General features: G+C 70.5%; 18 protein-coding genes, 1 tRNA gene and 1 pseudogene. 11 read left to right on the top strand and 9 right to left on the bottom strand.

The annotated features are described in order from the left end of the window. The first annotated feature begins 13 nt into the window (after window positions 1-13). The 6 genes from eno to ACIBK6_RS35200 all read left to right on the top strand — a co-directional run bounded on the left by eno (window position 14) and on the right by ACIBK6_RS35200 (window position 6,656). Window positions 14-1,300 (top strand): phosphopyruvate hydratase, encoded by a 1,287-nt coding sequence (eno, locus tag ACIBK6_RS35225; RefSeq protein ID WP_399056372.1) that lies wholly within the window; start codon window positions 14-16, stop codon window positions 1,298-1,300. 101 nt (window positions 1,301-1,401) lie between these two features. Beyond that, window positions 1,402-1,890, top strand: a complete 489-nt coding sequence (locus ACIBK6_RS35220; protein WP_399056370.1) for a septum formation initiator family protein — start codon at window positions 1,402-1,404, stop codon at window positions 1,888-1,890. Window positions 1,891-1,920: 30 nt separating this feature from the next. Further along, a complete protein-coding gene (locus tag ACIBK6_RS35215; RefSeq protein WP_399056368.1) occupies window positions 1,921-2,454 on the top strand; it encodes a DUF501 domain-containing protein in 534 nt (177 codons plus the stop codon). Further along, the gene (locus ACIBK6_RS35210; protein ID WP_399056366.1) at window positions 2,451-3,365 is read left to right on the top strand and encodes an exopolyphosphatase; all 915 of its coding nucleotides are present in this window, start codon (window positions 2,451-2,453) and stop codon (window positions 3,363-3,365) included. Before ACIBK6_RS35215 ends, ACIBK6_RS35210 begins: the two co-directional genes overlap by 4 nt. Before the next feature lie 369 nt (window positions 3,366-3,734). After that, window positions 3,735-5,126 carry an NAD(P)/FAD-dependent oxidoreductase gene (locus ACIBK6_RS35205; protein WP_399056364.1) on the top strand — a complete coding sequence of 464 codons (1,392 nt, stop codon included), beginning with the start codon at window positions 3,735-3,737 and terminating at the stop codon, window positions 5,124-5,126. Between the two features lie 225 nt (window positions 5,127-5,351). Further along, the gene (locus ACIBK6_RS35200; RefSeq protein WP_399056362.1) at window positions 5,352-6,656 is read left to right on the top strand and encodes a class I SAM-dependent methyltransferase; all 1,305 of its coding nucleotides are present in this window, start codon (window positions 5,352-5,354) and stop codon (window positions 6,654-6,656) included. Window positions 6,657-6,724: 68 nt separating this feature from the next. On the opposite strand, the gene ACIBK6_RS35195 is transcribed toward ACIBK6_RS35200, so the two are convergent. Together ACIBK6_RS35195 and ACIBK6_RS35190 are read right to left on the bottom strand one after the other, a co-directional pair. Then, a complete protein-coding gene (locus tag ACIBK6_RS35195) occupies window positions 6,725-9,256 on the bottom strand; it encodes an ABC transporter permease (RefSeq protein ID WP_399056360.1) in 2,532 nt (843 codons plus the stop codon). 216 nt (window positions 9,257-9,472) lie between these two features. Next, a complete protein-coding gene (locus tag ACIBK6_RS35190) occupies window positions 9,473-10,243 on the bottom strand; it encodes an ABC transporter ATP-binding protein (protein WP_399056358.1) in 771 nt (256 codons plus the stop codon). A gap of 444 nt (window positions 10,244-10,687) precedes the next feature. Between ACIBK6_RS35190 and ACIBK6_RS35185 the strand changes: the two genes are divergently transcribed. Together ACIBK6_RS35185 and ACIBK6_RS35180 are read left to right on the top strand one after the other, a co-directional pair. Next, a tRNA-Leu gene (locus ACIBK6_RS35185) sits at window positions 10,688-10,769 on the top strand. A 153-nt stretch (window positions 10,770-10,922) separates the two neighbouring features. Further along, window positions 10,923-11,792, top strand: a complete 870-nt coding sequence (locus ACIBK6_RS35180; RefSeq protein WP_399056356.1) for a Bax inhibitor-1/YccA family protein — start codon at window positions 10,923-10,925, stop codon at window positions 11,790-11,792. A 70-nt stretch (window positions 11,793-11,862) separates the two neighbouring features. On the opposite strand, the gene ACIBK6_RS35175 is transcribed toward ACIBK6_RS35180, so the two are convergent. Further along, complete coding sequence (locus tag ACIBK6_RS35175) at window positions 11,863-13,263, bottom strand: glycoside hydrolase family 16 protein (RefSeq protein WP_399056354.1); 1,401 nt, start codon at window positions 13,261-13,263, stop codon at window positions 11,863-11,865. A 286-nt stretch (window positions 13,264-13,549) separates the two neighbouring features. Further along, window positions 13,550-13,780 (bottom strand): DUF4287 domain-containing protein, encoded by a 231-nt coding sequence (locus ACIBK6_RS35170; protein ID WP_053725101.1) that lies wholly within the window; start codon window positions 13,778-13,780, stop codon window positions 13,550-13,552. A 100-nt stretch (window positions 13,781-13,880) separates the two neighbouring features. Here ACIBK6_RS35170 and ACIBK6_RS35165 point away from each other — a divergent pair, with 100 nt between their 5' ends. Beyond that, window positions 13,881-14,207 carry a hypothetical protein gene (locus tag ACIBK6_RS35165; RefSeq protein ID WP_399056353.1) on the top strand — a complete coding sequence of 109 codons (327 nt, stop codon included), beginning with the start codon at window positions 13,881-13,883 and terminating at the stop codon, window positions 14,205-14,207. Between the two features lie 77 nt (window positions 14,208-14,284). Here the strand turns inward: ACIBK6_RS35165 and ACIBK6_RS35160 are convergent, their stop codons facing one another. The 3 genes from ACIBK6_RS35160 to ACIBK6_RS35150 form a co-directional block, all read right to left on the bottom strand. Further along, entirely contained in the window at window positions 14,285-15,070 is a 786-nt protein-coding gene (locus tag ACIBK6_RS35160) for a hypothetical protein (protein ID WP_399056408.1), read from the bottom strand. Between the two features lie 371 nt (window positions 15,071-15,441). Then, on the bottom strand, window positions 15,442-16,662 hold the full coding sequence (locus ACIBK6_RS35155; protein WP_399056350.1) for an acetyl-CoA C-acetyltransferase: 1,221 nt from the start codon (window positions 16,660-16,662) through the stop codon (window positions 15,442-15,444). Window positions 16,663-16,940: 278 nt separating this feature from the next. Then, the gene (locus ACIBK6_RS35150) at window positions 16,941-17,927 is read right to left on the bottom strand and encodes an SGNH/GDSL hydrolase family protein (protein ID WP_399056407.1); all 987 of its coding nucleotides are present in this window, start codon (window positions 17,925-17,927) and stop codon (window positions 16,941-16,943) included. 163 nt (window positions 17,928-18,090) lie between these two features. On the opposite strand from ACIBK6_RS35150, the gene ACIBK6_RS35145 reads away from it, so the two are divergent. Further along, window positions 18,091-19,479 carry a cystathionine beta-synthase gene (locus ACIBK6_RS35145; RefSeq protein WP_399056348.1) on the top strand — a complete coding sequence of 463 codons (1,389 nt, stop codon included), beginning with the start codon at window positions 18,091-18,093 and terminating at the stop codon, window positions 19,477-19,479. A gap of 374 nt (window positions 19,480-19,853) precedes the next feature. On the opposite strand, the gene ACIBK6_RS35140 is transcribed toward ACIBK6_RS35145, so the two are convergent. After that, window positions 19,854-20,300, bottom strand: coding sequence for a hypothetical protein (locus ACIBK6_RS35140; RefSeq protein ID WP_399056405.1), 447 nt, complete (start codon window positions 20,298-20,300; stop codon window positions 19,854-19,856). An 87-nt stretch (window positions 20,301-20,387) separates the two neighbouring features. Next, window positions 20,388-20,501 (bottom strand): annotated as a pseudogene (locus ACIBK6_RS35135) (permease, cytosine/purine, uracil, thiamine, allantoin family protein); the annotation flags it as partial. A gap of 290 nt (window positions 20,502-20,791) precedes the next feature. Here ACIBK6_RS35135 and ACIBK6_RS35130 point away from each other — a divergent pair. Further along, window positions 20,792-21,631 (top strand): MurR/RpiR family transcriptional regulator, encoded by an 840-nt coding sequence (locus ACIBK6_RS35130; RefSeq protein WP_399056346.1) that lies wholly within the window; start codon window positions 20,792-20,794, stop codon window positions 21,629-21,631.

Below are 21,631 nucleotides of genomic sequence, written 5' to 3'. Positions count from 1 at the left end.
ATCCCAGAAGGAGATGCTCGTGCCGTCCATCGACGTCGTCGTAGCCCGGGAAATCCTGGACTCCCGAGGCAACCCCACGGTCGAGGTCGAGGTCGGCCTCGACGACGGCAGCACCGGCCGTGCTGCAGTTCCGTCCGGCGCCTCCACCGGTGCCTTCGAGGCCATCGAGCTCCGCGACGGTGACCCCAACCGCTACGGCGGCAAGGGTGTCGAGAAGGCCGTCCTCGCCGTCATCGAGCAGATCGGCCCGGAGCTCGTCGGCTACGACGCCACCGAGCAGCGCCTGATCGACCAGGCCATGTTCGACCTGGACGCCACCGACAACAAGGGCTCGCTCGGCGCCAACGCCATCCTCGGCGTCTCGCTCGCCGTCGCGCACGCCGCCTCCGAGGCCAGCGACCTGCCGCTGTTCCGCTACCTGGGCGGCCCGAACGCGCACCTGCTGCCCGTTCCGATGATGAACATCCTCAACGGCGGCTCCCACGCGGACTCCAACGTCGACATCCAGGAGTTCATGATCGCCCCGATCGGCGCGGAGTCCTTCTCCGAGGCCCTTCGCTGGGGCGCCGAGGTCTACCACACGCTCAAGGGCGTCCTGAAGCGCAAGGGCCTGTCCACCGGCCTCGGCGACGAGGGCGGCTTCGCGCCGAACCTGGAGTCCAACCGCGCGGCCCTGGACCTCATCCTTGAGGCCATCAAGGAAGCCGGCTACGCCCCGGGCAAGGACATCGCGCTCGCGCTCGACGTCGCCGCGTCCGAGTTCTACAAGGACGGCCTGTACGAGTTCGAGGGCAAGTCCCGCTCGGCCGCCGAGATGACCGAGTACTACGAGGAGCTCGTCTCCTCCTACCCGCTGGTCTCCATCGAGGACCCGCTGTTCGAGGACGACTGGGCCGGCTGGAAGGTCATCACCGACAAGCTGGGCGCCAAGGTCCAGATCGTCGGCGACGACCTCTTCGTCACCAACCCCGAGCGCCTGGCCCGCGGCATCGAGGAGGGCTCTGCCAACGCCCTGCTCGTCAAGGTCAACCAGATCGGTTCGCTGACCGAGACCCTGGACGCCGTCGAGATGGCCCAGCGCAACGGCTTCAAGTGCATGATGTCCCACCGCTCCGGCGAGACCGAGGACGTCACCATCGCCGACCTCGCCGTCGCGGTGAACTGCGGCCAGATCAAGACCGGCGCCCCGGCCCGCTCGGACCGCGTCGCCAAGTACAACCAGCTGCTGCGCATCGAGGAGATCCTCGACGACGCCGCGGTGTACGCGGGCCGGTCCGCCTTCCCGCGCTTCAAGGGCTGAGAGCTGAGGGTCAAACCCCTAGCCAGTCGTACGTACGTCCCCGCACTCGGTCCCGTACCGTGTCCGGGGACGTATGTGTGTGACGGGGAGGCGGGAGAGCGATGGCCAAGGGCGCCAAGGTGAAGGACCGCGACCGGTTCTCCACCGCCGCCAGGATCAAGGTGCTCGGCGAGCAGACCGCCGCCCGCGTCTACCGCTCGCAGACCAAACGGCAGGCCCGCCGCTCCCGGCTCACCGGCCGGGCGGCGCTGCTCGTCCTCGTGCTGTGCTCGCTGGTCGTGGCGCTCGCCTACCCCATGCGGCAGTACGTCTCCCAGCGCGCCGACATCTCCGACCAGCAGCGCAAGGCCGCCGCCGCCCAGAAGGCGGTCGAACAACTGCGTGACGAGAAGGCGCGGCTCCAGGACGACGCGTACATCAAGCGCCTCGCCCGCGAGCACCTGCACATGCAGTTCCCGGGGGAGACCGGCTTCACCGTCGTCGACCCGGACGCGGCGAAGAACCGCCGCGCCGACAAGGGCGCGACCAGCCGCGCCTGGCACTCGAACCTCTGGGACGGCGTCGACAAGGCCGACCGTTCCGCCAACTGATCACTGCTAGCGATAGAGACTGACCCAGGCATGGAAACGCCCCCGCCCCAGACCGAACGCACCGAGCCCACCGACGCGGACATCGCCGCCTTCAAGCAGCAGCTCGGCCGTCCGCCGCGCGGGCTGCGCGCGATCGCGCACCGCTGCCCCTGCGGCAACCCGGACGTGGTCGAGACGGCCCCGCGTCTGGAGGACGGCACGCCGTTCCCGACGACGTACTACCTGACGTGCCCGCGCGCCGCGTCCGCGATCGGCACGCTTGAGGCGAACGGCGTCATGAAGGAGATGACGGAGCGCCTCGCGAGCGACCCGGAGCTGGCCGCCGCCTACCGCGCCGCCCACGAGGACTACATCGCGCGCCGCGACGCCATCGAGGTCCTGGCGGGCTTCCCGAGCGCGGGCGGCATGCCGGACCGGGTGAAGTGCCTGCACGTGCTGGTCGGCCACTCGCTGGCGGCCGGCCCGGGGGTGAACCCGCTCGGCGACGAGGCGATCGCGATGCTCCCCGAGTGGTGGGCCAAGGGCCCGTGCGTGACTCCGTGCGGCGCGGAGGACGACCAGTGACGCGCGTCGCCGCGATCGACTGCGGTACGAACTCGATCCGGCTGCTCGTCGCCGACGCCGACCCGGCCACCGGGGAGATCACCGACCTGGACCGGCGGATGACCATCGTCCGGCTCGGCCAGGGCGTGGACCGGACCGGCCGGCTGGCCCCCGAGGCGCTGGAGCGGACCTTCGCGGCCTGCCGCGAGTTTGCCGAGGTGATCAAGGAGCTCGGCGTCGAGCGCGTCCGCTTCGTGGCGACCTCCGCCTCCCGTGACGCCGAGAACCGGGACGACTTCGTGCGCGGGGTCCTGGACATTCTCGGCGTGGAGCCGGAGGTCATCTCCGGCGACCAGGAGGCCGCGTTCTCCTTCACCGGCGCCACCAAGGAACTGCGCGGCGACGGCGAGTACCTCGTGGTCGACATCGGCGGCGGCTCCACCGAGTTCGTCGTCGGCTCCGAGCGCGTCGAGGCCGCCCGGTCGGTGGACGTCGGCTGTGTGCGGATGACCGAGCGCCACCACCCCGGCGACCCGGCGACGCCCGAGCAGATCGCCGCCATACGCGCCGACATCGAGGCCGCGCTCGACCTCGCCGAGCAGAGCGTGCCGCTGCGCGAGCCGCGCACCCTGGTCGGACTCGCGGGCTCGGTGACCACCGTCGCCGGGATCGCGCTGGGGCTCAAGGGGTACGACTCGGCGGCCATCCACCACGCGCGGCTCTCCTACGAGGAGGTCGCCGAGATCACCGGGCGCCTGCTCGCCGCCACCCACGAGGAGCGGACCCGCATCCCCGTGCTGCACCCGGGCCGGGTCGATGTGATCGGCGCCGGCGCGCTGGTCCTGCTCGCCGTGATGGAGCGGACCGGGGCCCGCGAAGTCGTGGTCAGCGAACACGACATTCTGGACGGAATCGCCTGGTCGGTCGCCTGATCGCGACCCGCGGGGGTCCTTGGAGCGGTGCCGCGCGAGAAAGTTCGTGAAGTTCTTCACAAGGAAAAGGGGTCCCGGGGCCCAGGTTTGTGGTCCCGGGACCGCTTTCCGAGGCCCAGGGGCCCCTTCCGGGCCTATTCCAAACGGTGGTTGACGTGTTACGCCTGCGTTTCCCACAGCGGTGGTCCACCGGGCCCGGGGCCGTGCGGGCCAGTTCAGGAGGGGTGGACAACGTTCTCCCCTACACCGTGGTTCCCCCCGCGCGCCATGACCTCGGTCACGTGGGCCGCGCAGTGTAGCAGAGCCCTTGGTGAACCTTGTGAAGGGGCGCACGAGCGGGGGTGTCCGGGCAGGTGGATACTCGATGGCATGAGCACCACGGAGCGTCCCAGGATCCTCGTAGTAGGTGGCGGGTACGTAGGCCTGTACGCAGCGCGACGCATTCTGAAGAAGATGCGTTACGCGGAAGCGACCGTCACGGTCGTCGACCCGCGCTCGTACATGACGTACCAGCCCTTCCTCCCCGAAGCCGCCGCAGGCAGCATCTCGCCGCGCCACGTCGTCGTCCCGCTGCGGCGCGTCGTGCGCGGAGCCGAGGTGCTCACCGGCCGGGTCACCAGCATCGACCAGGACCGCAAGGTCGCCACGGTCGCGCCGCTCGTCGGCGAGGCCTACGAGCTGCCCTTCGACTACCTGGTCATCGCGATGGGTGCGGTCTCCCGCACCTTCCCGATCCCCGGTCTCGCCGAGCAGGGCATCGGCATGAAGGGCGTGGAAGAGGCCATCGGCCTGCGCAACCACGTTCTGGAGCAGCTCGACAAGGCCGACTCCACCACCGACGAGGACGTCCGCCGCAAGGCGCTGACCTTCGTCTTCGTGGGCGGCGGCTTCGCCGGCGCGGAGACCATCGGCGAGGTGGAGGACATGGCCCGCGACGCGGCCAAGTACTACACCAACGTCAAGCGCGAGGACATGCGCTTCGTCCTGGTCGACGCCGCCGACAAGATCCTTCCCGAGGTCGGCCCGGAGCTCGGCCGCTGGGGCAAGGAGCACCTTGAGGGCCGCGGCATCGAGATCTACCTCTCGACGTCGATGGACTCCTGCGTGGACGGCCACGTCGTGTTGAAGAACGGCCTTGAGGTCGACTCCAACACGATCGTGTGGACGGCCGGCGTCAAGCCCAACCCGGCGCTCTCCCGCTTCGGCCTCCCGCTCGGCCCGCGCGGCCACGTGGACGCCCAGCCGACCCTCCAGGTCACCGGCACCGACTACATCTGGGCCGCGGGCGACAACGCCCAGGTCCCGGACCTCGCCGCCCGCAAGGCCGGCGTGGAGAACGCCTGGTGCCCGCCGAACGCCCAGCACGCGCTGCGCCAGGCCAAGGTCCTCGGCGACAACGTGGTCTCCGGCATGCGAGGCTTCCCGCAGAAGGAGTACGCGCACGCCAACAAGGGCGCGGTGGCGGGTCTCGGCCTCCACAAGGGCGTCGCGATGATCGTCATGGGCAAGATGAAGATCAAGCTCAAGGGCCGGCTCGCCTGGTACATGCACCGTGGCTACCACGGTCTGGCCGTGCCGACCTGGAACCGCAAGATCCGCGTTGTGGCCGACTGGACGCTGGCGATGTTCCTAAAGCGCGAGGTCGTCTCCCTCGGTGCGATGGAGACCCCGCGCGAGGAGTTCTACGAGGCGGCCAAGCCCGCCCCGGCTCCCGCGGCCAAGTCCGAGGACAAGGCAGCGGCGAAGGCCAAGGCCTCCTGACGCCTCGTCAGTAAGCAGTCCCGAAGGGGCCGTCCGCCATCCGTGGTGCGGACGGCCCCTTCGGCGTACCCGGCACACGTCCGTGCTTCCGTGATCGGTTCTCGGCCAGGAAGATGGCAGATACAGCCACTCTGGTGCTCCTGTACGCGGTAGCGGGATTGCCGCGCGCCCGGGCAGTGTTGACCGGGGTGCTGGGACATTCTGCGAGGTACGGAGGTGTGCACCATGGCCGATGCCGCGCTGCGGCTGACCGCTCTTGCCGAGGAACTGCTGGGAGAGGCCCTCCCGGTGCGGATCCGCGCCTGGGACGGCAGCGAGGCGGGCCCGCCCGGCGCCCCGGTTCTCGTCGTACGCCACCGGCGCGCCCTGCGCCGCCTGCTGTGGAAGCCGGGTGAACTCGGGCTCGCCCGGGCCTGGGTGGCCGGCGAGATCGACGTCGAAGGGGACCTGTACCAGGCCCTCGGCCTGCTCGCCGGGCTGATCTGGGAGCGCGGCGGCGATCCGAAGGACGCCGTGCATCCGGTGCGCGACCCGAGGCTGCGGGCCGCCGCCAGGGCGCTGCTCAAGCTGGGCGGCGCGCTGCCGCCGCCGGCCCCGCCCGCCGAGGAGATGCGGCGCCGCAGCGGACCGCTGCACACCAAGCGCCGCGACAAGGAGGCGATCAGCCACCACTACGACGTCGGCAACGACTTCTACGAGCTGGTCCTCGGCCCGTCGATGGTCTACTCGTGCGCGTACTGGGAGAGCCCCGAGTCCACCCTGGAGGACGCGCAGCGTGACAAGCTCGACCTGATCTGCCGCAAGCTGGCCCTCAAGGAGGACGAGCGGCTGCTGGACGTGGGCTGCGGCTGGGGGTCGATGGCCATCCACGCGGCCCGCGAGTACGGCGCCCGCGTCGTCGGCATCACGCTCTCGCGCGAGCAGGCGGCGTACGCCCGCAAGCGGATCGCCGAGGAGGGGCTCACCGACCGGATCGAGATCCGCGTCCAGGACTACCGGGACGTCAGGGACGGCCCGTTCGACGCGATCTCCTCCATCGGCATGGCCGAACACGTCGGCTCGGTGCGCTACCAGGAGTACGCGGACACCCTGTACGCGCTGCTCAAGGAGGGCGGCCGGCTGCTCAACCACCAGATCGCCCGGCGCCCCGAACGGGACGAATCGGAGTACCGCGTCGACGAGTTCATCGATGCGTACGTCTTCCCCGACGGCGAACTCGCCCCGCTCGGCCGCACGTTGGCCACCCTGGAGGAGGCAGGGCTTGAGGCCCGCGATGTCGAACCGATCCGGGAGCACTACGCCCTGACGCTGCGTCACTGGGTGGCGAACCTGGAGTCCGACTGGGCGCGCGCCGTGCGGTACACCAGCCCCGGGCGGGCCCGGATCTGGCGGCTCTACATGGCGGCCTCCGCGCTCTCCTTCGAGCGCAACCGGATCGGCGTCAACCAGATCCTCGCGGTGAAGACCCCGGTGAGCGGCGCCTCGGGGATGCCGCTGCGGGCCCGCACCTGGGGCGCGCCGCAGGAGTGAGGACGGGTCCCGCTACGCACGAGGGCCCCCGGGAGGCGATCTCCCGGGGGCCCGCACCGTCCGTACCGCTACTCGGTCTTGATGGCGGTCAGCATGTTCAGCTTCGCGGCGCTGCGGGCCGGCCACATCGCGGCGAGCACGCCCACCAGGCCGGCGAGCAGCAGGAAGACGCCGATCCGGTCCCACGGGATGACCAGGGCGTAGTTCGGGATCGAGCCCTTGATGGTCTGGCCGATGGCCCAGGCCAGGAAGGAGCCGAGGCCGATGCCGATCACCGCGCCGAACATCGAGATGACGACGGCCTCCAGGCGGATCATGCGCTTGACCTTGCGGCGGTCCAGACCGATCGCCCGCAGCATGCCGATCTCCTGCTGGCGCTCGAACACCGACATCGCGAGGGTGTTGACGACACCGAGGACCGCGATGATCAGGGCCATCGCGAGCAGGCCGTACATGATGTTGAGCAGCGTGTTGATCATGCCGCCGAACTCGTTGCGGATGTCCTGCTGGTTCATGATGCTGATCGCCGGGTTGTCACCGAGCGCGCCGACCAGGGCCTTCTCGTTGGCGCTGGTGGCGCCGTCGGTCATCTTGACGAAGACCTGCGGGATGTACGGCTTGGTCTCGTGCCCGCTGAACAGCGTGGTCGAGGCCATCACCGGCGACAGGAACTTGTTCTCCTTGTACGTCGCGCCGATCGTCAGCTCGGCCTTCTTCTTGTCGTCGAACTCGACGGCGACCTTGGAGCCCGGCTTCCAGTTGTGCCGCGCGGCCGTCTTGTCGTCCACGGCCAGCTGCCCCTGGCCGAGGGTGGCCAGCGAGCCGGTCAGCGGCTCGATCTTGACGACCTTCTCGATGTCGCCGGGGGTCACCGCGGACACCGACTGGCCGTCGCCGTCGATCTTCAGGTACGAGGACTGCTGCGGGGAGACCGCCGAGACGCCCGGCGCCGTGCGCAGCGCCGTCACCGCTTCCTGGTCCAGGGCGGAGCCGCGGGCCGCCATCTGGACCATGTAGTCGGCCTTGATGTTGTCCGTGGTCATCTTGTCGATGGCCGTGCCGAGCGTGACGCCGAGCACCGAGAGGCCGGTGACCAGGGTCAGGCCGATGGCGAGCGCGGAGGCGGTGGCGCCGGTGCGGCGCGGGTTGCGCACCGCGTTCTGGCTGGCCAGCTTGCCGGAGACACCGAACACCTTGCCGAGCGCGGGGCGCACAAGCGCGATGACCGGGCGGGACAGCAGCGGGATCAGGATGATGATGCCGACCAGGGCCAGGAAGGCGCCGAGCCCGATCATCGTCTTGCCGGTCGAGCCCGCGGCGGCACCCGCCATGATCGCGGCCGCGCCGCCGAGGGTGATGACGCCGCCGATGGAGTTCCGTACCACCAGGGACTTGGTGGTGGCCACGCCGTGCACGCTGTTCATCGCCGCCACCGGCGGGATCTTCGCGGCCCGCCAGGCCGGCAGCAGGGCGGCGATCAGCGTGACGAACACGCCGACGGCCAGCGCGGAGATCACCGGGGTCGCCGAGATGATCAGCGGGCCGTCCGGCAGCTTGGCGCCGAAGGCGCCCATCGCGGAGCGCAGCCCGGTCGCGAGGCCGAGGCCCAGCGCGAAGCCGATCGCGGAGGCGATCGTGCCGACCACCAGTGCCTCGGCGAGCACCGAGCGGCGGACCTGGCCGCGCGAGGCGCCGACCGCGCGCATCAGGGCCAGCTCACGGGTGCGCTGGGCGACCAGCATGGTGAACGTGTTGGAGATCAGGAAGATGCCGACGAACAGGGCGATGGCGGCGAAGGCGAGCAGCGTCTGGTTGAGGCCGCTGAGGCCCTGCTCGATGTCCTTGGCGTCCTGCGCGGCGAGCTCCTGGCCGGTCTTGGCGTGGGCGTCCTTGGGGAGCAGCGGCTTGACCTCGGTGAGGATCTTCTGCGTGTCGGTGCCGGGGGTGGCGGCCACGCTCACGCTCCGGAAGAAGCCCGGCTTGAGGTAGAGCTGCTGGGCGATGGGGGTGTCGAACAGCACGAGGCTGCCGCCCGCGTTGACCGCGCCGTCCTCGGTGGTGAAGATGCCGCTGAGCTTGTACTTCTTCACCGGTCCGTTGGTGGCGACCCGCACGGTGTCGCCCACGTGGTACTCGCCCTTGGTGGCGGTGTCCTTGTCGAGGGCTATCTGGCCGTCCTGCACCGGGCCGGAGCCCTCGGCGAAGGTGTACGCCGGGTCCTTGCCGTCCTTGCCGGGGGCGAAGTTGCCGCCCTTGTTGGCCCAGCCCTGGCCGATCAGCTTGCCGTCGGTGCCGGCCACCCCGGCGAAGCCCTCCACCCGGCCGGTGGCGGAGGCCACCCCGTCGAGCTGCCCGATCTTCTGCAGGGTCTGCTTGCTGACCCCGGGGTTGCGGTCGGCCTCGTCGGGGCTGCCGTACGAGGTGATGGCGACGGCCACGTTGTCGTAGCTCTTGGACGACTGCTTGCGGAAGGCGTTGCCGAGGGTGTCGGTGAACACGAGGGTGCCGGACACGAAGGCGACGCCGAGCATGACGGCAAGCACCGTCATCAGCAGCCGTGCCTTGTGCGCGAGCACATTGCGCAGGGCGGTTTTGAACATGGGGTATCTCAGTCCTGGGTGATCGTGGGCTCGACTCTGAACCGGGGGCGAAGATTCCGGGCCGAAATTCCAGCGCCGGCTCTGGACGCTGGGGCCGGAATCTCAGCCCCTCCGGCGTTTGAGGAGCGGGGGTCTGGGGGCGGAGCCCCCAGCGGTGCCGGGTGCGGGCGCGGAGGGCCCGGCGTGCCTGGGGGCCAAGCCCCCAGCGGCTCGGGGTCAGCTGGTGCGGCCCTTGGCGTCGAACGCCTTCATCCGGTCCAGAACCCCATCCGCCGTCGGCTGGACCATCTCGTCCACGATCCGCCCGTCGGCGAGGAATATGACGCGGTCGGCATAGGACGCGGCGACCGGGTCGTGGGTCACCATGACGACGGTCTGCCCGAGCTCCCGTACCGAATTGCGCAGGAAGCCCAGCACCTCCGCACCGGAGCGCGAGTCCAGGTTTCCGGTCGGCTCGTCACCGAAGATGATCTCCGGCTGGGAGGCGAGCGCGCGGGCCACGGCGACGCGCTGCTGCTGACCGCCGGAGAGCTGGGTCGGGCGGTGGCCGAGCCGGTCGGCCAGGCCCACCATCGAGATGACCTGGTCCAGCCACTGCTTGTCGGGCTTGCGGCCGGCGATGTCCATCGGCAGCGTGATGTTCTCCAGCGCGGTCAGCGTCGGCAGCAGGTTGAAGGCCTGGAAGATAAAGCCGATCTTGTCGCGGCGCAACTGCGTGAGCTGCTTGTCCTTGAGCGAGCTCAGCTCGGTCTCACCGATGCGGACCGAGCCGGAGCTGAACGAGTCGAGGCCCGCGACGCAGTGCATCAGCGTCGACTTGCCGGAGCCGGACGGGCCCATGATCGCGGTGAACTCGCCCTGGCGGAAGTCGACCGTGACCCGCTCCAGGGCGACCACCTGGGTCTCGCCCGTGCCGTAGACCTTCGACAGCTCGACGGCGCGGGCGGCCACCGCGGTCGCGCGGTGGGCGATGGGAGTGGTGGTCACGGAGGTACTCCTGTCAAAGCAGTGTGCGGGGACTTCTCCATCCTCTCCGCCGCCGGGCGCCGGATCGTCAGTCCCTGTGCCCGTTCACCGGCCCTCTTGAGTCGGACGGAAGGCCCCCCACCGTCCTCCTGAGGTATGACGGCGCCCCTGAGACGCAAGCGGGCTCCAGCGGGACTCCGGCGGGAGTCCGCTCCGGCTTGAGCGGCGTCTGGCAGTGTGCGGTGCGGGGTGGTCCGGGCGTCGACTTTCCGTCATTCCGGACCCGGATAGAGGGACACCCGGGACGCCCTGCCAACCGCCTCCGGCATGTGCCATCACTGTCCCCAGCTGTGCTGACGCACCCTCAGGCGTCAATAAAATAAGACAACATCGGATGGTTGTTCCGCTGTTCGGGGGATGCGCCGGGCTAGGCTCGTCCCGCGAAACGCGGAGCCGCGCGCCCTGGCCCGGATGGTGGAATGCAGACACGGCGAGCTTAAACCTCGCTGGCCTTCGGGCCGTGCCGGTTCGAGTCCGGCTCCGGGCACAACAGTTTCCGATGCCTCCGCGCGTCGGGTCGGCGGACCCTTGCACCCCCCTCTTCGACAGGTGAAGATCCTCCCTGAGCAGTACGACGGTTTCTTTGCGCGCCCATTACCCTGGACGGCAAGGCCGCGCTCGGCGGCCATGGAGGAGTGAGATGAGGAGCAGCAACCCGGTCTTCTCGCGACGGGGGTTCAGCCGCGACAGCGGTTACGCGGGTTTCAACACCGCGCCGCAGGCCGGGGGCAACCCGTACGCGCAGGCACCCACGAACCCGTACGCGACGAATCCGTACGCGCAGCAGGACACGCAGTACGGCGCCCCGCAGGCGCCGACCCGCTCCAACGTGATGACCATCGACGACGTCGTCACGCGGACCGCGATGACGCTCGGCACGGTCGTCGTCGGCGCCGTTCTCGCGTGGCTCGCGCTGCCCGTCGACCACGCCAACATCAACAAGTCGTACGGCATCGCGGGCGGTGCCGCGCTGGTCGCGTTCGTCCTGGCGATGATCCAGTCCTTCAAGCGCAAGCCGGTTCCCGCGCTGATCCTCGGGTACGCCGCCCTTGAGGGCGTCTTCCTCGGCGTGATCAGCTCCGCCGTCACGACCTATGTGTCGGCGGGCGCGGTTCCGCAGGCGGTGCTCGGCACCATGGCGGTCTTCGCCGGTGTGCTCATCGCCTACAAGACGCGGCTGATCCGGGTCAACCGGCGCTTCGTCGGCTTCGTCATGGCGGCTGCCATCGGCTTCGTGCTGCTGATGCTGGTCAACATGCTGTTCTCGGTGTTCGGCGGCGGCGGTGGCCTCGGCTTCCGCAGCGGCGGTCTCGGCATCGTCTTCGGAATCATCGGCATCATCCTCGGCGCCTGCTTCCTGGCCATCGACTTCAAGCAGGTCGAGGACGGGATCACCTACGGCGCCCCGCGCGAGGAGTCCTGGCTGGCCGCCTTCGGCCTCACCATGACCCTGGTGTGGATCTACCTGGAAGCGCTGCGGCTGATCTCCATCCTGCAGGGCAACGACTGACAGGTCCGAGCGTCAGGAGGGGCCCGCTCGGCAGCCGCCGGGCGGGCCCCTTGCTGTTTGAACGGCCCCCTCAGTGCCCGAAGTCGAACCAGTTGACGTTCACGAACTCGGCGCTCTGGCCGCTGCTGAAGGTCAGGTACACGTCGTGGGTGCCGGTGATGCCGCTGGTGTTGGCCGGGACCGTCCGCCAGCTCTGCCAGCCGCCGGTGTTGCCGACGGCGAAGCTGCCGACCGGTGCGCTGCTCAGGCTGTCCAGGCGTACCTCCACCAGACCGCTGACCCCGCCGGCCGCTCCGCTCGCGACCCGGGCGTAGAACTGCCGGGCCGCCGTCGCGCCGAAGTCGACGCCCTTGTAGAGCGCCCAGTCGCCGTTGGCCGCGCTCCCGATGTCCTGGCCGCCGCCGCTGTCGGTGGTGGCCTCCGTCGTCAGACCGGACTGCTGGTCGTACGACTCGGCCTGGACGGTGCTGTACGCGTCGCGGCTGCCGGACGGCGGGGTGCTGGTCGGCGGAGTGGTCCCGGAGCCCGCCGACTGCAGGACGGTGACGTAGTCGACCAGCAGGGAGTGGCCCGGCTCGGTGTTGCCGTCGGGACCGCCGCCGAAGGCGCCGGGGAATCCGCCGCCCATCGCGACGTTCAGGATGACGAAGTAGCCGTGGTTGGTGGCGTTGGCCCAGGTCGTGGCGTCGACCTGGTTCTGGCTCACGGTGTGGAAGTTGACGCCGTCGAGGTAGAAGCGCATCTGCTCGACGGCGGTGGAGCGGTCCCACTCCACCGCGTACGTGTGGAAGCCGCCCTGGCAGGTGGTGCCGGAGCAGGCCTGCTGGCCGCCGATGCCGGTGGTCTCGTTGCAGGGGCCGCCGGGGCTGGTGCCGCAGTGCATGGTCGACCAGTTGTTGTTGAGGCCCTGGACGTTCTCCATGATGTCGAGCTCGCCTATGCCGGGCCAGTTCCAGTAGTTGCCGCGGAAGGGCGCGCCCAGCATCCAGAACGCGGGCCAGTAGCCCTTGGCGGCGGCGCCCGTCACATCCGGCATCCGCAGGCGCGCCTCGACGCGGAGCTTGCCGCCGGCCGGGGGCTGGAAGTCGGTGCGCCTGGTCTCGATGCGGCCCGAGGTCCAGTTGCCCGCGGCGTCGCGCTGCGGGGTGATGCGCAGGTTCCCGGCGCCGTCGAGCGCGACGTTGCTGGTGGACGAGGTCATGGTCTCGACCTCGCCGGTGCCGAAGCCGGCCGGGCCGCCGGGGTAGCTGGTGCCCGTCGTGTACTGCCAGTTCGCGGTGTCCACCGGCGAGCCCGCCGGGCCGTTGAAGTCGTCGGTGAAGACGGTGGACCAGTCCGTGGGGGGCGGTGGGGCGGAGGCGCTGGCGGGCAGCGTGACGGTCGCGGCGGCCGCCGCCGCGAGGCCGAGCGTGGAGAGCACGGCGATCACGGCTCGCCTGGCGGGGTTGCGTCTGCGGGGTGTCGGGCGCATGTGGGGGTGCCTCTCTCGGAACGAGAGCGTTGTGAGAGCGCTCTCAACGACGGGCTGCGCGGTCACTGTGCTCTCCGTCGTCCGGAGCGTCAAGAGGTAAAGCAGTGAAACCCCTTACAGGGAAGGCGAGTTCACTAACTGAAGGCGTGTGGGGCGGTGAGGTGCCCGCGAGGCGGCCGGGCAGCGCTTCGCCCCGCCGGCCGGTCACCGACGGGGCGAAGAGGTGGAGCGCTTCCTCGCGGAAGCGGAGCACTTCCTTCTGGAAGCGGGACATTTCCTCCCGGAGCTAGAGAAGGCGGCGCGCGGCGCGCCTCAGGTCGTACTCATGGATGATCGCCTTGGCGTGCCCATAGGCGAGATCGTGCTCGCTCCGGAGCCAGCTGACCTTCTCCTCGAAACGGAAGAGGGAGGGGCCTTCCTCGACGGTGCGGAGCCAGTCGGACACTTCACGACCGGTGCAATGGGGGATGCGGGAGAGCAGGTTGCGATGGGTCTCTTCGGAGAAGACTTGGGACATCGGCGCCTCCGGAGGCATTGCGCTTACTGGTCCTTCACTGCACCGTGCCTGAGGGTTCGCGTATTGGCAACAGTGCGGGGGAGGCGCGTAGGGTCGCGGCGTGCTTGATGTGAACCCGTTGATCTTGGCCGTCGACCGCTTCGCCGACCGGCTGCGCGCCGCTCCCGAGAGCCGGCTGCGGCGCGGTGCCGCGGCCGAAGGGCTCGCGCTGGCAAGGGAGTTGGCTGTGCGCGCGCAGCGCGTCGAGGACCCGGAGCGGGAGCCGCTGGTCATGCCGGACGCCGGGGTGTTCGCGGTGGCCGACCAAGTGGCCGTCGCCGGACGGGATTTGGCGGAGGCGCTGCGCACGGCGACGGCCCCGCCCGGCGGGGAGCCGGACGGGGCCGTGGAGCTGGTGGAAGCCGCGGGGGAGCGGGCCTTCGGCTAGCGGGGCTTCGGTTACGCGCCTTCGGTCAGCGGGGCTTCGGCTGGCGAAGCTCTGAGCAGGCTCTCGGCCGGCGGGGCTCAGAGCGAGGCGATGACCCGGTCGGCGAGGATGTAGACGCTCTCCTCGCCGCACGAGAACGTCAGCGCGTACGCGCCGGACACTCCGGAGCCGCCGAGCAGGACGGGGGCGTCGCCCGTGTCCAGGGCCTCGGCGAGGCGGTCCGCGGTCTCGCGGTGGCCCGGGGTCATGCAGAGCGTGGTGCCGTCGGTGAAGACGTACACGTCGAGCGTGCCCAGCGGCCCGGGGCGTACCTCCGCGAGCGCGGTACGGGCCTCGGCGAGCTCCTCAAGGCGGGAGACGGTGGCCTCGTGGTCCGCGACGACCGGCGTCTGGACGGGTACGAAGTCGGGGTGCGAGGGGTGGCGGCGGCGGGCCGCGGCGAGCTCGGGGGAGTCCTCGGGGAACTCCTCCACCGGTTCGAGGGTCTCGGCCTCCAGGCCCGCGAAGTCCGCCTGGCGGGGCATGAAGAACGCGGCGTCCTCGCCGAGGCCCGCGAACCCGCCGAGCATCGAGGAGGGGGCGTCGGCGGCGTCCCTGGCCTCCTGGGCGGCCCAGAAGGCGCGCGCCTCGGCCAGCTCCCGCTCCCGCTCCTCGGCGAGGGCCTCGGCCACGGCGGCGCGTATTTCGGCGGCCGGGGTGGCACCCGCGCGGCTCTGCTGGGGCACGGTGGCGCTGCGGTCGGTGCGGCGTTCGGTACGGGCGGCTGCCAGGTCTTCGCGCAGAGCCACGACCTGCTTGCGCAGCCCGTGGGCAGCGTGCAGGGCAGCGGCGCCCACGGCCGTGGCAGCGGCCGTGGTCAGCAGCAGGGCAAGAGGCATGGCGCTCACTGACTTACTCCCGGATTCAAACGATTCCCCGACTTCCTACATCAGCTTGTCGTGAGCCCGCTCCTGCTGTCAGTGCATTACGTCACGAAATGGACAGGTCTTTCGGCCCGGTGTAGCTGGCCATAGTGCACCTGACCTGCGGAACTTCATCTCCCCCAGGAGATACGTCACATCCTGGGGGAGATTCGGTCACGGTTAGGACGCGGCAGGGTTGCCTATGCGTGGCCTGTGGGACGCGTGCGCCCTGGTCAGCGGGGTCCTGTTCGTTCAACCTGTGGTGGCCGGAGCGTCAACCGGCGGCCGAGGAGCGGTCAACCGGACGGTCGACGGGCAGCCGGACCGCTTCGTCAGCTGAGGCGCTCGATGACCATGGCCATGCCCTGGCCGCCGCCCACGCACATCGTCTCCAGGCCGAACTGCTTGTCGTGGAACTGGAGGCTGTTGATCAGCGTGCCGGTGATCCGGGCGCCGGTCATGCCGAAGGGGTGGCCCACCGCGATGGCGCCGCCGTTGACGTTCAGCTTGTCCAGCGGGATGCCGAGGTCCTGGTAGGACGGGATGACCTGGGCGGCGAAGGCCTCGTTGATCTCGAACAGGTCGATGTCGTCCACGGTGAGCCCGGCGCGCTTGAGCGCCTGGCGGCTGGCCTCGACCGGGCCGAGGCCCATGATCTCCGGCGAGAGGCCGGTGACGCCGGTGGAGACGATCCGGGCCAGCGGGGTCAGACCGAGCTCCCGCGCCTTGGTGTCGCTCATGATCACGAGGGCGGCGGCGCCGTCGTTCAGCGGGCAGCAGTTGCCGGCGGTGACGAGCCCGTCCGGGCGGAAGACCGGCTTGAGGCCCTGTACGCCCTCGACGGTGACGCCCGCGCGCGGGCCGTCGTCCTTGCTGACGACCGTGCCGTCCGGGGTCGTGACCGGGGTGATCTCCCGCTCCCAGAAGCCGTTCTTGATGGCTTCCTCGGCGAGGTTCTGCGACCGTACGCCGAACTCGTCCATCTCCTGGCGCGAGATGCCCTTGAGGCGGGCGAGGTTCTCGGCGGTCTGGCCCATCGCGATGTACGCGTCCGGGACCAGGCCGTCCTCGCGCGGGTCGTGCCAGTGGGCGCCCTCGGACTGCGCGACGGCGGCGGTACGGGCCTCGGCGTCGGCGAAGAACGGGTTGTGAGTGTCGGGGAGGCCGTCGCTGCTGCCCTTGACGGAGCGGGACACCATCTCGACACCGGCCGAGATGAACACGTCGCCCTCGCCCGCCTTGATGGCGTGCAGGGCCATCCGGGAGGTCTGGAGCGAGGAGGAGCAGTACCGGGTGATCGTGCAGCCGGGGAGGTGGTCCATGCCCATCTGCACGGCCACGATCCGGCCCAGGTTGTGGCCCTGCTCGCCACCGGGCAGGCCACAGCCGAGCATGAGGTCGTCGATGTCGCGCGGGTCGAGACCGGGGACCTTGGCGAGGGCGGCCTCGATGATCGTGGCGGTCAGATCGTCCGGGCGCAGGTCCTTGAGGGAACCCTTGAAGGCGCGGCCGATGGGGGAGCGGGTGGCAGAGACGATCACGGCTTCGGGCATCACGGCTCCTGGGGGTACTGAGAAGGCAGGACTCTCTGGGAAGTTACCCGTACGTACCGGATTGGTCATCCGGGGTGGCGTGTGATGCGGAACTCTTTTCTAAGCGCTCGCTCAGGCCGGAGCGGGGGTGCAGGGGGCGGAGCCCCCGCCGGGGTTCGAGGGGCGGAGCCCCTCAGGGGGTCTGGGGCGCAGCCCCAGGGGTCAGCCATTGCAACCCCGCACAACGGGCGGGCGGGTGGGAGAACCCCCGGGGTCTGGGGCGGAGCCCCAGGGGGCTGCTACGGCTTCGCCGGGGAGCCGTCGGGGGCTGGTTCCGCCGGGACGGGCAGGCGGCGGCGCCGGCGGTGTTTCAGCAGGGCCCAGGGCGCACGGGCAGCCGTGACCTCGGTACCCGCCTGCGCCGCCGCGGCGGACGCCGCCTTCGCCACCGGCAGAATGTCCTCGTTCCGCGACGCGTCGGGGTGGTCGGACTCCGGCCACAGCCCGAGCGAGGCGCACAGCGTGGGCAGTACCGCCATCGCCGCGGTCGCGTACCCCTCGGCCGAGGGATGGTAGTTGTCCGGCCCGAACAGCTCCCGGGGGTTCGCCTCGAACTCCGGGCCGAGCAGGTGGCCGAGCGACACCGTGCGGCCCCCCTGCTCCACCACCACGATCGTCTGCGCCGCCGCGAGCTGCCGCGAGACCCGCCGGGCCAGCCAGCGCAGCGGCTGGTAGACGGGTTCGATGGTGCCGAGGTCGGGGCAGGTGCCGACGACCACTTCGGCCCCGGCGGTACGCAGTCGGCGTACGGCGGTGGACAGGTAGCGCACCGATGTCGTCGGCGCCATCCGCGTGGTGACGTCGTTCGCGCCGATCATGATCACGCAGACGTCCGGGGTGCGGGACGGGTCCTCTAGGAGCAGGGAGACCTGGCGTTCCAGGTCGTCCGAGCGGGCCCCGGGCAGCGCCACGTTCCGCAGCGTGACCATGCGTTCGGCGACCGCCGCGAGCCCCGAGGCCAGCAGCGCGGCCGGGGTCTGCCCCGCTCGGCGGACGCCCTGGCCGGCCGCCGTGGAGTCGCCCAGCATGCCGAGCCTGATCGGCGGCGTACCGTCGGCGAAGGCGGTTCCGTACAGGCCGTCCGCGGTGGGGGCATGCGGTGATCCGCCGCCCACCAGGCGCTTGGCGAGAGCCAACTCGGCCAGGACGACGCCCACCGCCGCCCCGGCGAGCAGCCCGATGCTGCCGCCGCCGAACGCCGCGCCCGTCGCGATCCGCCGTGCCACCCTGGCCCTCGACAGAGTCCCCGCCACCGCCACCTCCTAGCGTCGCAGTCGTACAACACCTAACTGCCCGGTAGCGGGTGTCGCTCAATCCAGCGGCAAGGTGAACACCCCCGTCGCACTCCGCATACGCTGGCAGAACCTAATCGGAGACCCGGAGACAACGGTGCGATTCCACGACTCGATGATCAGCCTCGTAGGCAACACCCCGCTGGTGAGGCTCAACAGTGTGACCCAGGGCATTCAGGCGACGGTCCTGGCCAAGGTCGAGTACTTCAACCCGGGCGGCTCGGTGAAGGACCGGATCGCCGTCCGCATGATCGAGGCGGCCGAGCAGTCCGGCGCGCTTGAGCCCGGCGGCACGATCGTCGAGCCGACCAGTGGCAACACGGGTGTCGGCCTCGCCATCGTGGCCCAGCAGAAGGGCTACAAGTGCATCTTCGTCTGCCCTGACAAGGTCTCCACGGACAAGATCAACGTCCTGCGGGCGTACGGCGCCGAGGTCGTGGTCTGCCCGACGGCGGTCGACCCGGAGCACCCCGACTCGTACTACAACGTCTCGGACCGCCTGGTGCGCGAGACGCCGGGGGCCTGGAAGCCGGACCAGTACAGCAACCCGAACAACCCCCGTTCGCACTACGAGACCACCGGTCCCGAGCTGTGGGAGCAGACCGAGGGGAAGATCACCCACTTCGTCGCGGGCGTCGGCACCGGCGGCACCATCTCCGGCACCGGCCGCTACCTCAAGGAGGCCAGCGACGGCACGGTGAAGATCATCGGCGCCGACCCGGAGGGCTCCGTCTACAGCGGCGGCTCCGGCCGTCCGTACCTGGTGGAGGGCGTCGGCGAGGACTTCTGGCCGACCGCGTACGACCAGACGGTGACCGACGAGATCGTCGCGGTGTCCGACAAGGACTCCTTCCAGATGACCCGGCGCCTGGCCAAGGAGGAGGGCCTGCTGGTCGGCGGCTCCTGCGGCATGGCCGTGGTGGCCGCGCTGAAGGTCGCCGAGGGCCTCGGCCCGGACGACGTGGTGGTCGTCCTCCTTCCCGACTCCGGCCGCGGCTACCTCTCGAAGATCTTCAACGACGAGTGGATGGCGGACTACGGCTTCCTGGAGGAGGCCGGTCCCTCGGCGCGCGTCTCCGACGTGCTCGGCTTCAAGGAGGCCGGCCACCTCCCCTCGCTCGTGCACATGCACCCCGAGGAGACGGTCGGCGAGGCCATCGAGGTGCTGCGGGAGTACGGCGTCTCGCAGATGCCGATCGTGAAGCCGGGCGCCGGGCACCCCGACGTGATGGCCGCCGAGGTCATCGGCTCGGTCGTCGAACGCGAGCTGCTCGACGCCCTGTTCACCCAGCGCGCCTCGCTCGGCGACGCGCTGGAGAAGCACATGAGCGCGCCGCTGCCGCAGGTCGGCTCGGGCGAGCCGGTCGGCGACCTGATGTCCGTGCTCGGCAAGGCGGATGCGGCGATCGTGCTGGTCGAGGGCAAGCCGACGGGTGTGGTCAGCCGTCAGGACCTGCTGGCCTTCCTGGCCCGCACCGCGCAGTAACTCACCTGCGGGCGGCCCGAGTCGGCGAAGTCGCAGAACTGGTACGAGCGCGACATGTGCGCGCAGCACCGGCTTAACACGGCTCGGGCACATTGGTGGATGTCGGCAGGGGGACCCGGGCAGGGAAACCCGGCCGGCACACCAGCGGCGTCAAGGAACTTCCGGAGCGGCTCCCGGACTTCCCCAAGCGCCCAGGACGCGGAGACCGGCCCTGACCCGGGACCGTGTCCCTCGCGGGGACCGCCGTCGTCCCGCCCCCCGGGCAACCGGGGGAGTGGCGGTCCCCGCGATCACCTTTTCCCCGGCTGCCTGCCGAATTGCCGAATTGCCGCTTGCCACTTGCCGATTGGTGGCTTGCCGCCCGGCGCTCCCGCTCAGTCGGTCTCGGCCGTGCGGCGCCTGCGCTGCAGCCACGGCCAGGCCTGTGCGGCGTGCACCCCGTTGACGGCGACTATGCCGAGCCAGGTGACGACCAGCCCCTCCAGGCCCGCGTTGGCCACGCCGATCGCGGAGAGCGGTATCGCGAGGACCAGCGAGACCATGGCGAAGCCGAAGCGCTCGCCGAAGCGGCTGTCCGAGCCGCTCCGGGACGGGCTGCCGCCGCGGGCCACGACCATCTGATGCTCGGCGAGCTGTCGCCGTATCCGCCGGTCCACCGAGCCGTCGACCCGCTGCTCGACCTTCTCCAGGAAGGAGTCGACGAGCGCGGACTCGTACTCGGGGCCGAGCTCCCGGCGGGCCTGCAGGGTGGCGTCGAGTTCCTTCTTGAGCTCGGCGTCCCTCAGGGGGCTGGGCCGGAGCTCGGTGTCACGGGCGTCCATGCTGTTCACGGTACGGAGCGGCGGGCGCGTTCGCAGTGGGGCTAGCCCCCGTATTCCTTCCTCGTGCCAGCATGAGCCGCGGTGGGTGAGTTCGCCGACCGCCTGGCCCGCGAGCACGCTGCCGCCGGCGAAGGAGCCGACGTACATCACGATCACCAGGAGCAGCGGGACCACGGCGCCCTTCACGCCGAACTGGGCCCGCGAGGAGAAGGGTGCTCCTTCGCGGCGAAGGGCGGTGCAGGCTTGCCCGGCTGTATATGGTCATGCAGAGTTCTGGGTGACTGAATAGCCTGTCAATGGCCCGTACCCGAGTCGTTGACCCGGTGCCGGGAATGGTGGTGTTCGCGCATGTTGTCGTCCCACCCCCTGGACGCCTCGGGGGATTCGCCGACCAGTCCGGCCCCGGTCGGTCACGCTGTACCTTCCCGGGCGGACGCACTGCTCGACCAGCTCACGGACTTGACGGATTTGTACGTACGAAGGGGGACGGCATGAGCGACAGCCCTGCCGCACGGCTGCACCTGCTCTTCGAGGGGCGCCGGCTGACCCCGACCCAGCGACGCATCGCCCACTGCATGGTGCGCCGCGCCGCCGACGTGCCGTTCCTGTCCAGCGTCGAACTCGCCGAACTCGCCGGAGTCAGCCAGCCGTCGGTGACCCGGTTCGCGGTCGCCCTCGGCTTCGACGGCTACCCGGCGCTCCGCCGCCATCTGCGCGAGGTGGCCCCCGCCTCGACCGGCGAGCCCGCGCAGACCGCGTACAACGAATACCAGCAGGCGGTGCGGGCTGAGATCGAGAACCTCCAGCACCTGGCCGGGCTGCTCGCCGATCCGCGCCCGGTCGAGGAGGCGGGCCGGCTGCTCGCCGCCTCCCGGCCGCTGCCGGTGCTCGGCCTGCGCGCTGCCTCCTCGCAGGCCCGCGGCTTCGCCTACTTCGCGGCCAAGGTCCACCCCGACGTACGCCTCCTGGACGAGGGCGGCACGATGCTGGCCGACCGGATCGACGCGGCGCTGCGGGCCGGGGCCTCGGCGCTGCTGTGCTTCGCGCTGCCGCGGCATCCCAAGGAGGTCGTCGAGGCGCTCGGGTACGCGCAGTCCGTCGGGCTGACCGTGGTCACGGTCGCCGACTCGGCCTTCGCGCCGGTCGCCAAGTACAGCGACCTGCTGATCCCGGCGGCCGTGGGGACCGGGCTCGCCTTCGACACGGCGTGCGCGCCGATGCTGCTCGGCCGGGTCCTCCTGGAGGCCATGTGCGACGACCTGCCGGACGCGCAGGCGCGTTTGGAGGAGTTCGACGCGAAGGCCGCCGCGCGCGGCCTGTTCGTGGAGTAG

Origin of the sequence: Streptomyces sp. NPDC050485, assembly GCF_044458185.1 — a bacterium.
Taxonomy (GTDB): domain Bacteria; phylum Actinomycetota; class Actinomycetes; order Streptomycetales; family Streptomycetaceae; genus Streptomyces.
The sequence above is the reverse complement of the archived record's forward strand: the minus strand, read 5'-3'. Positions and strand labels throughout refer to the sequence as shown.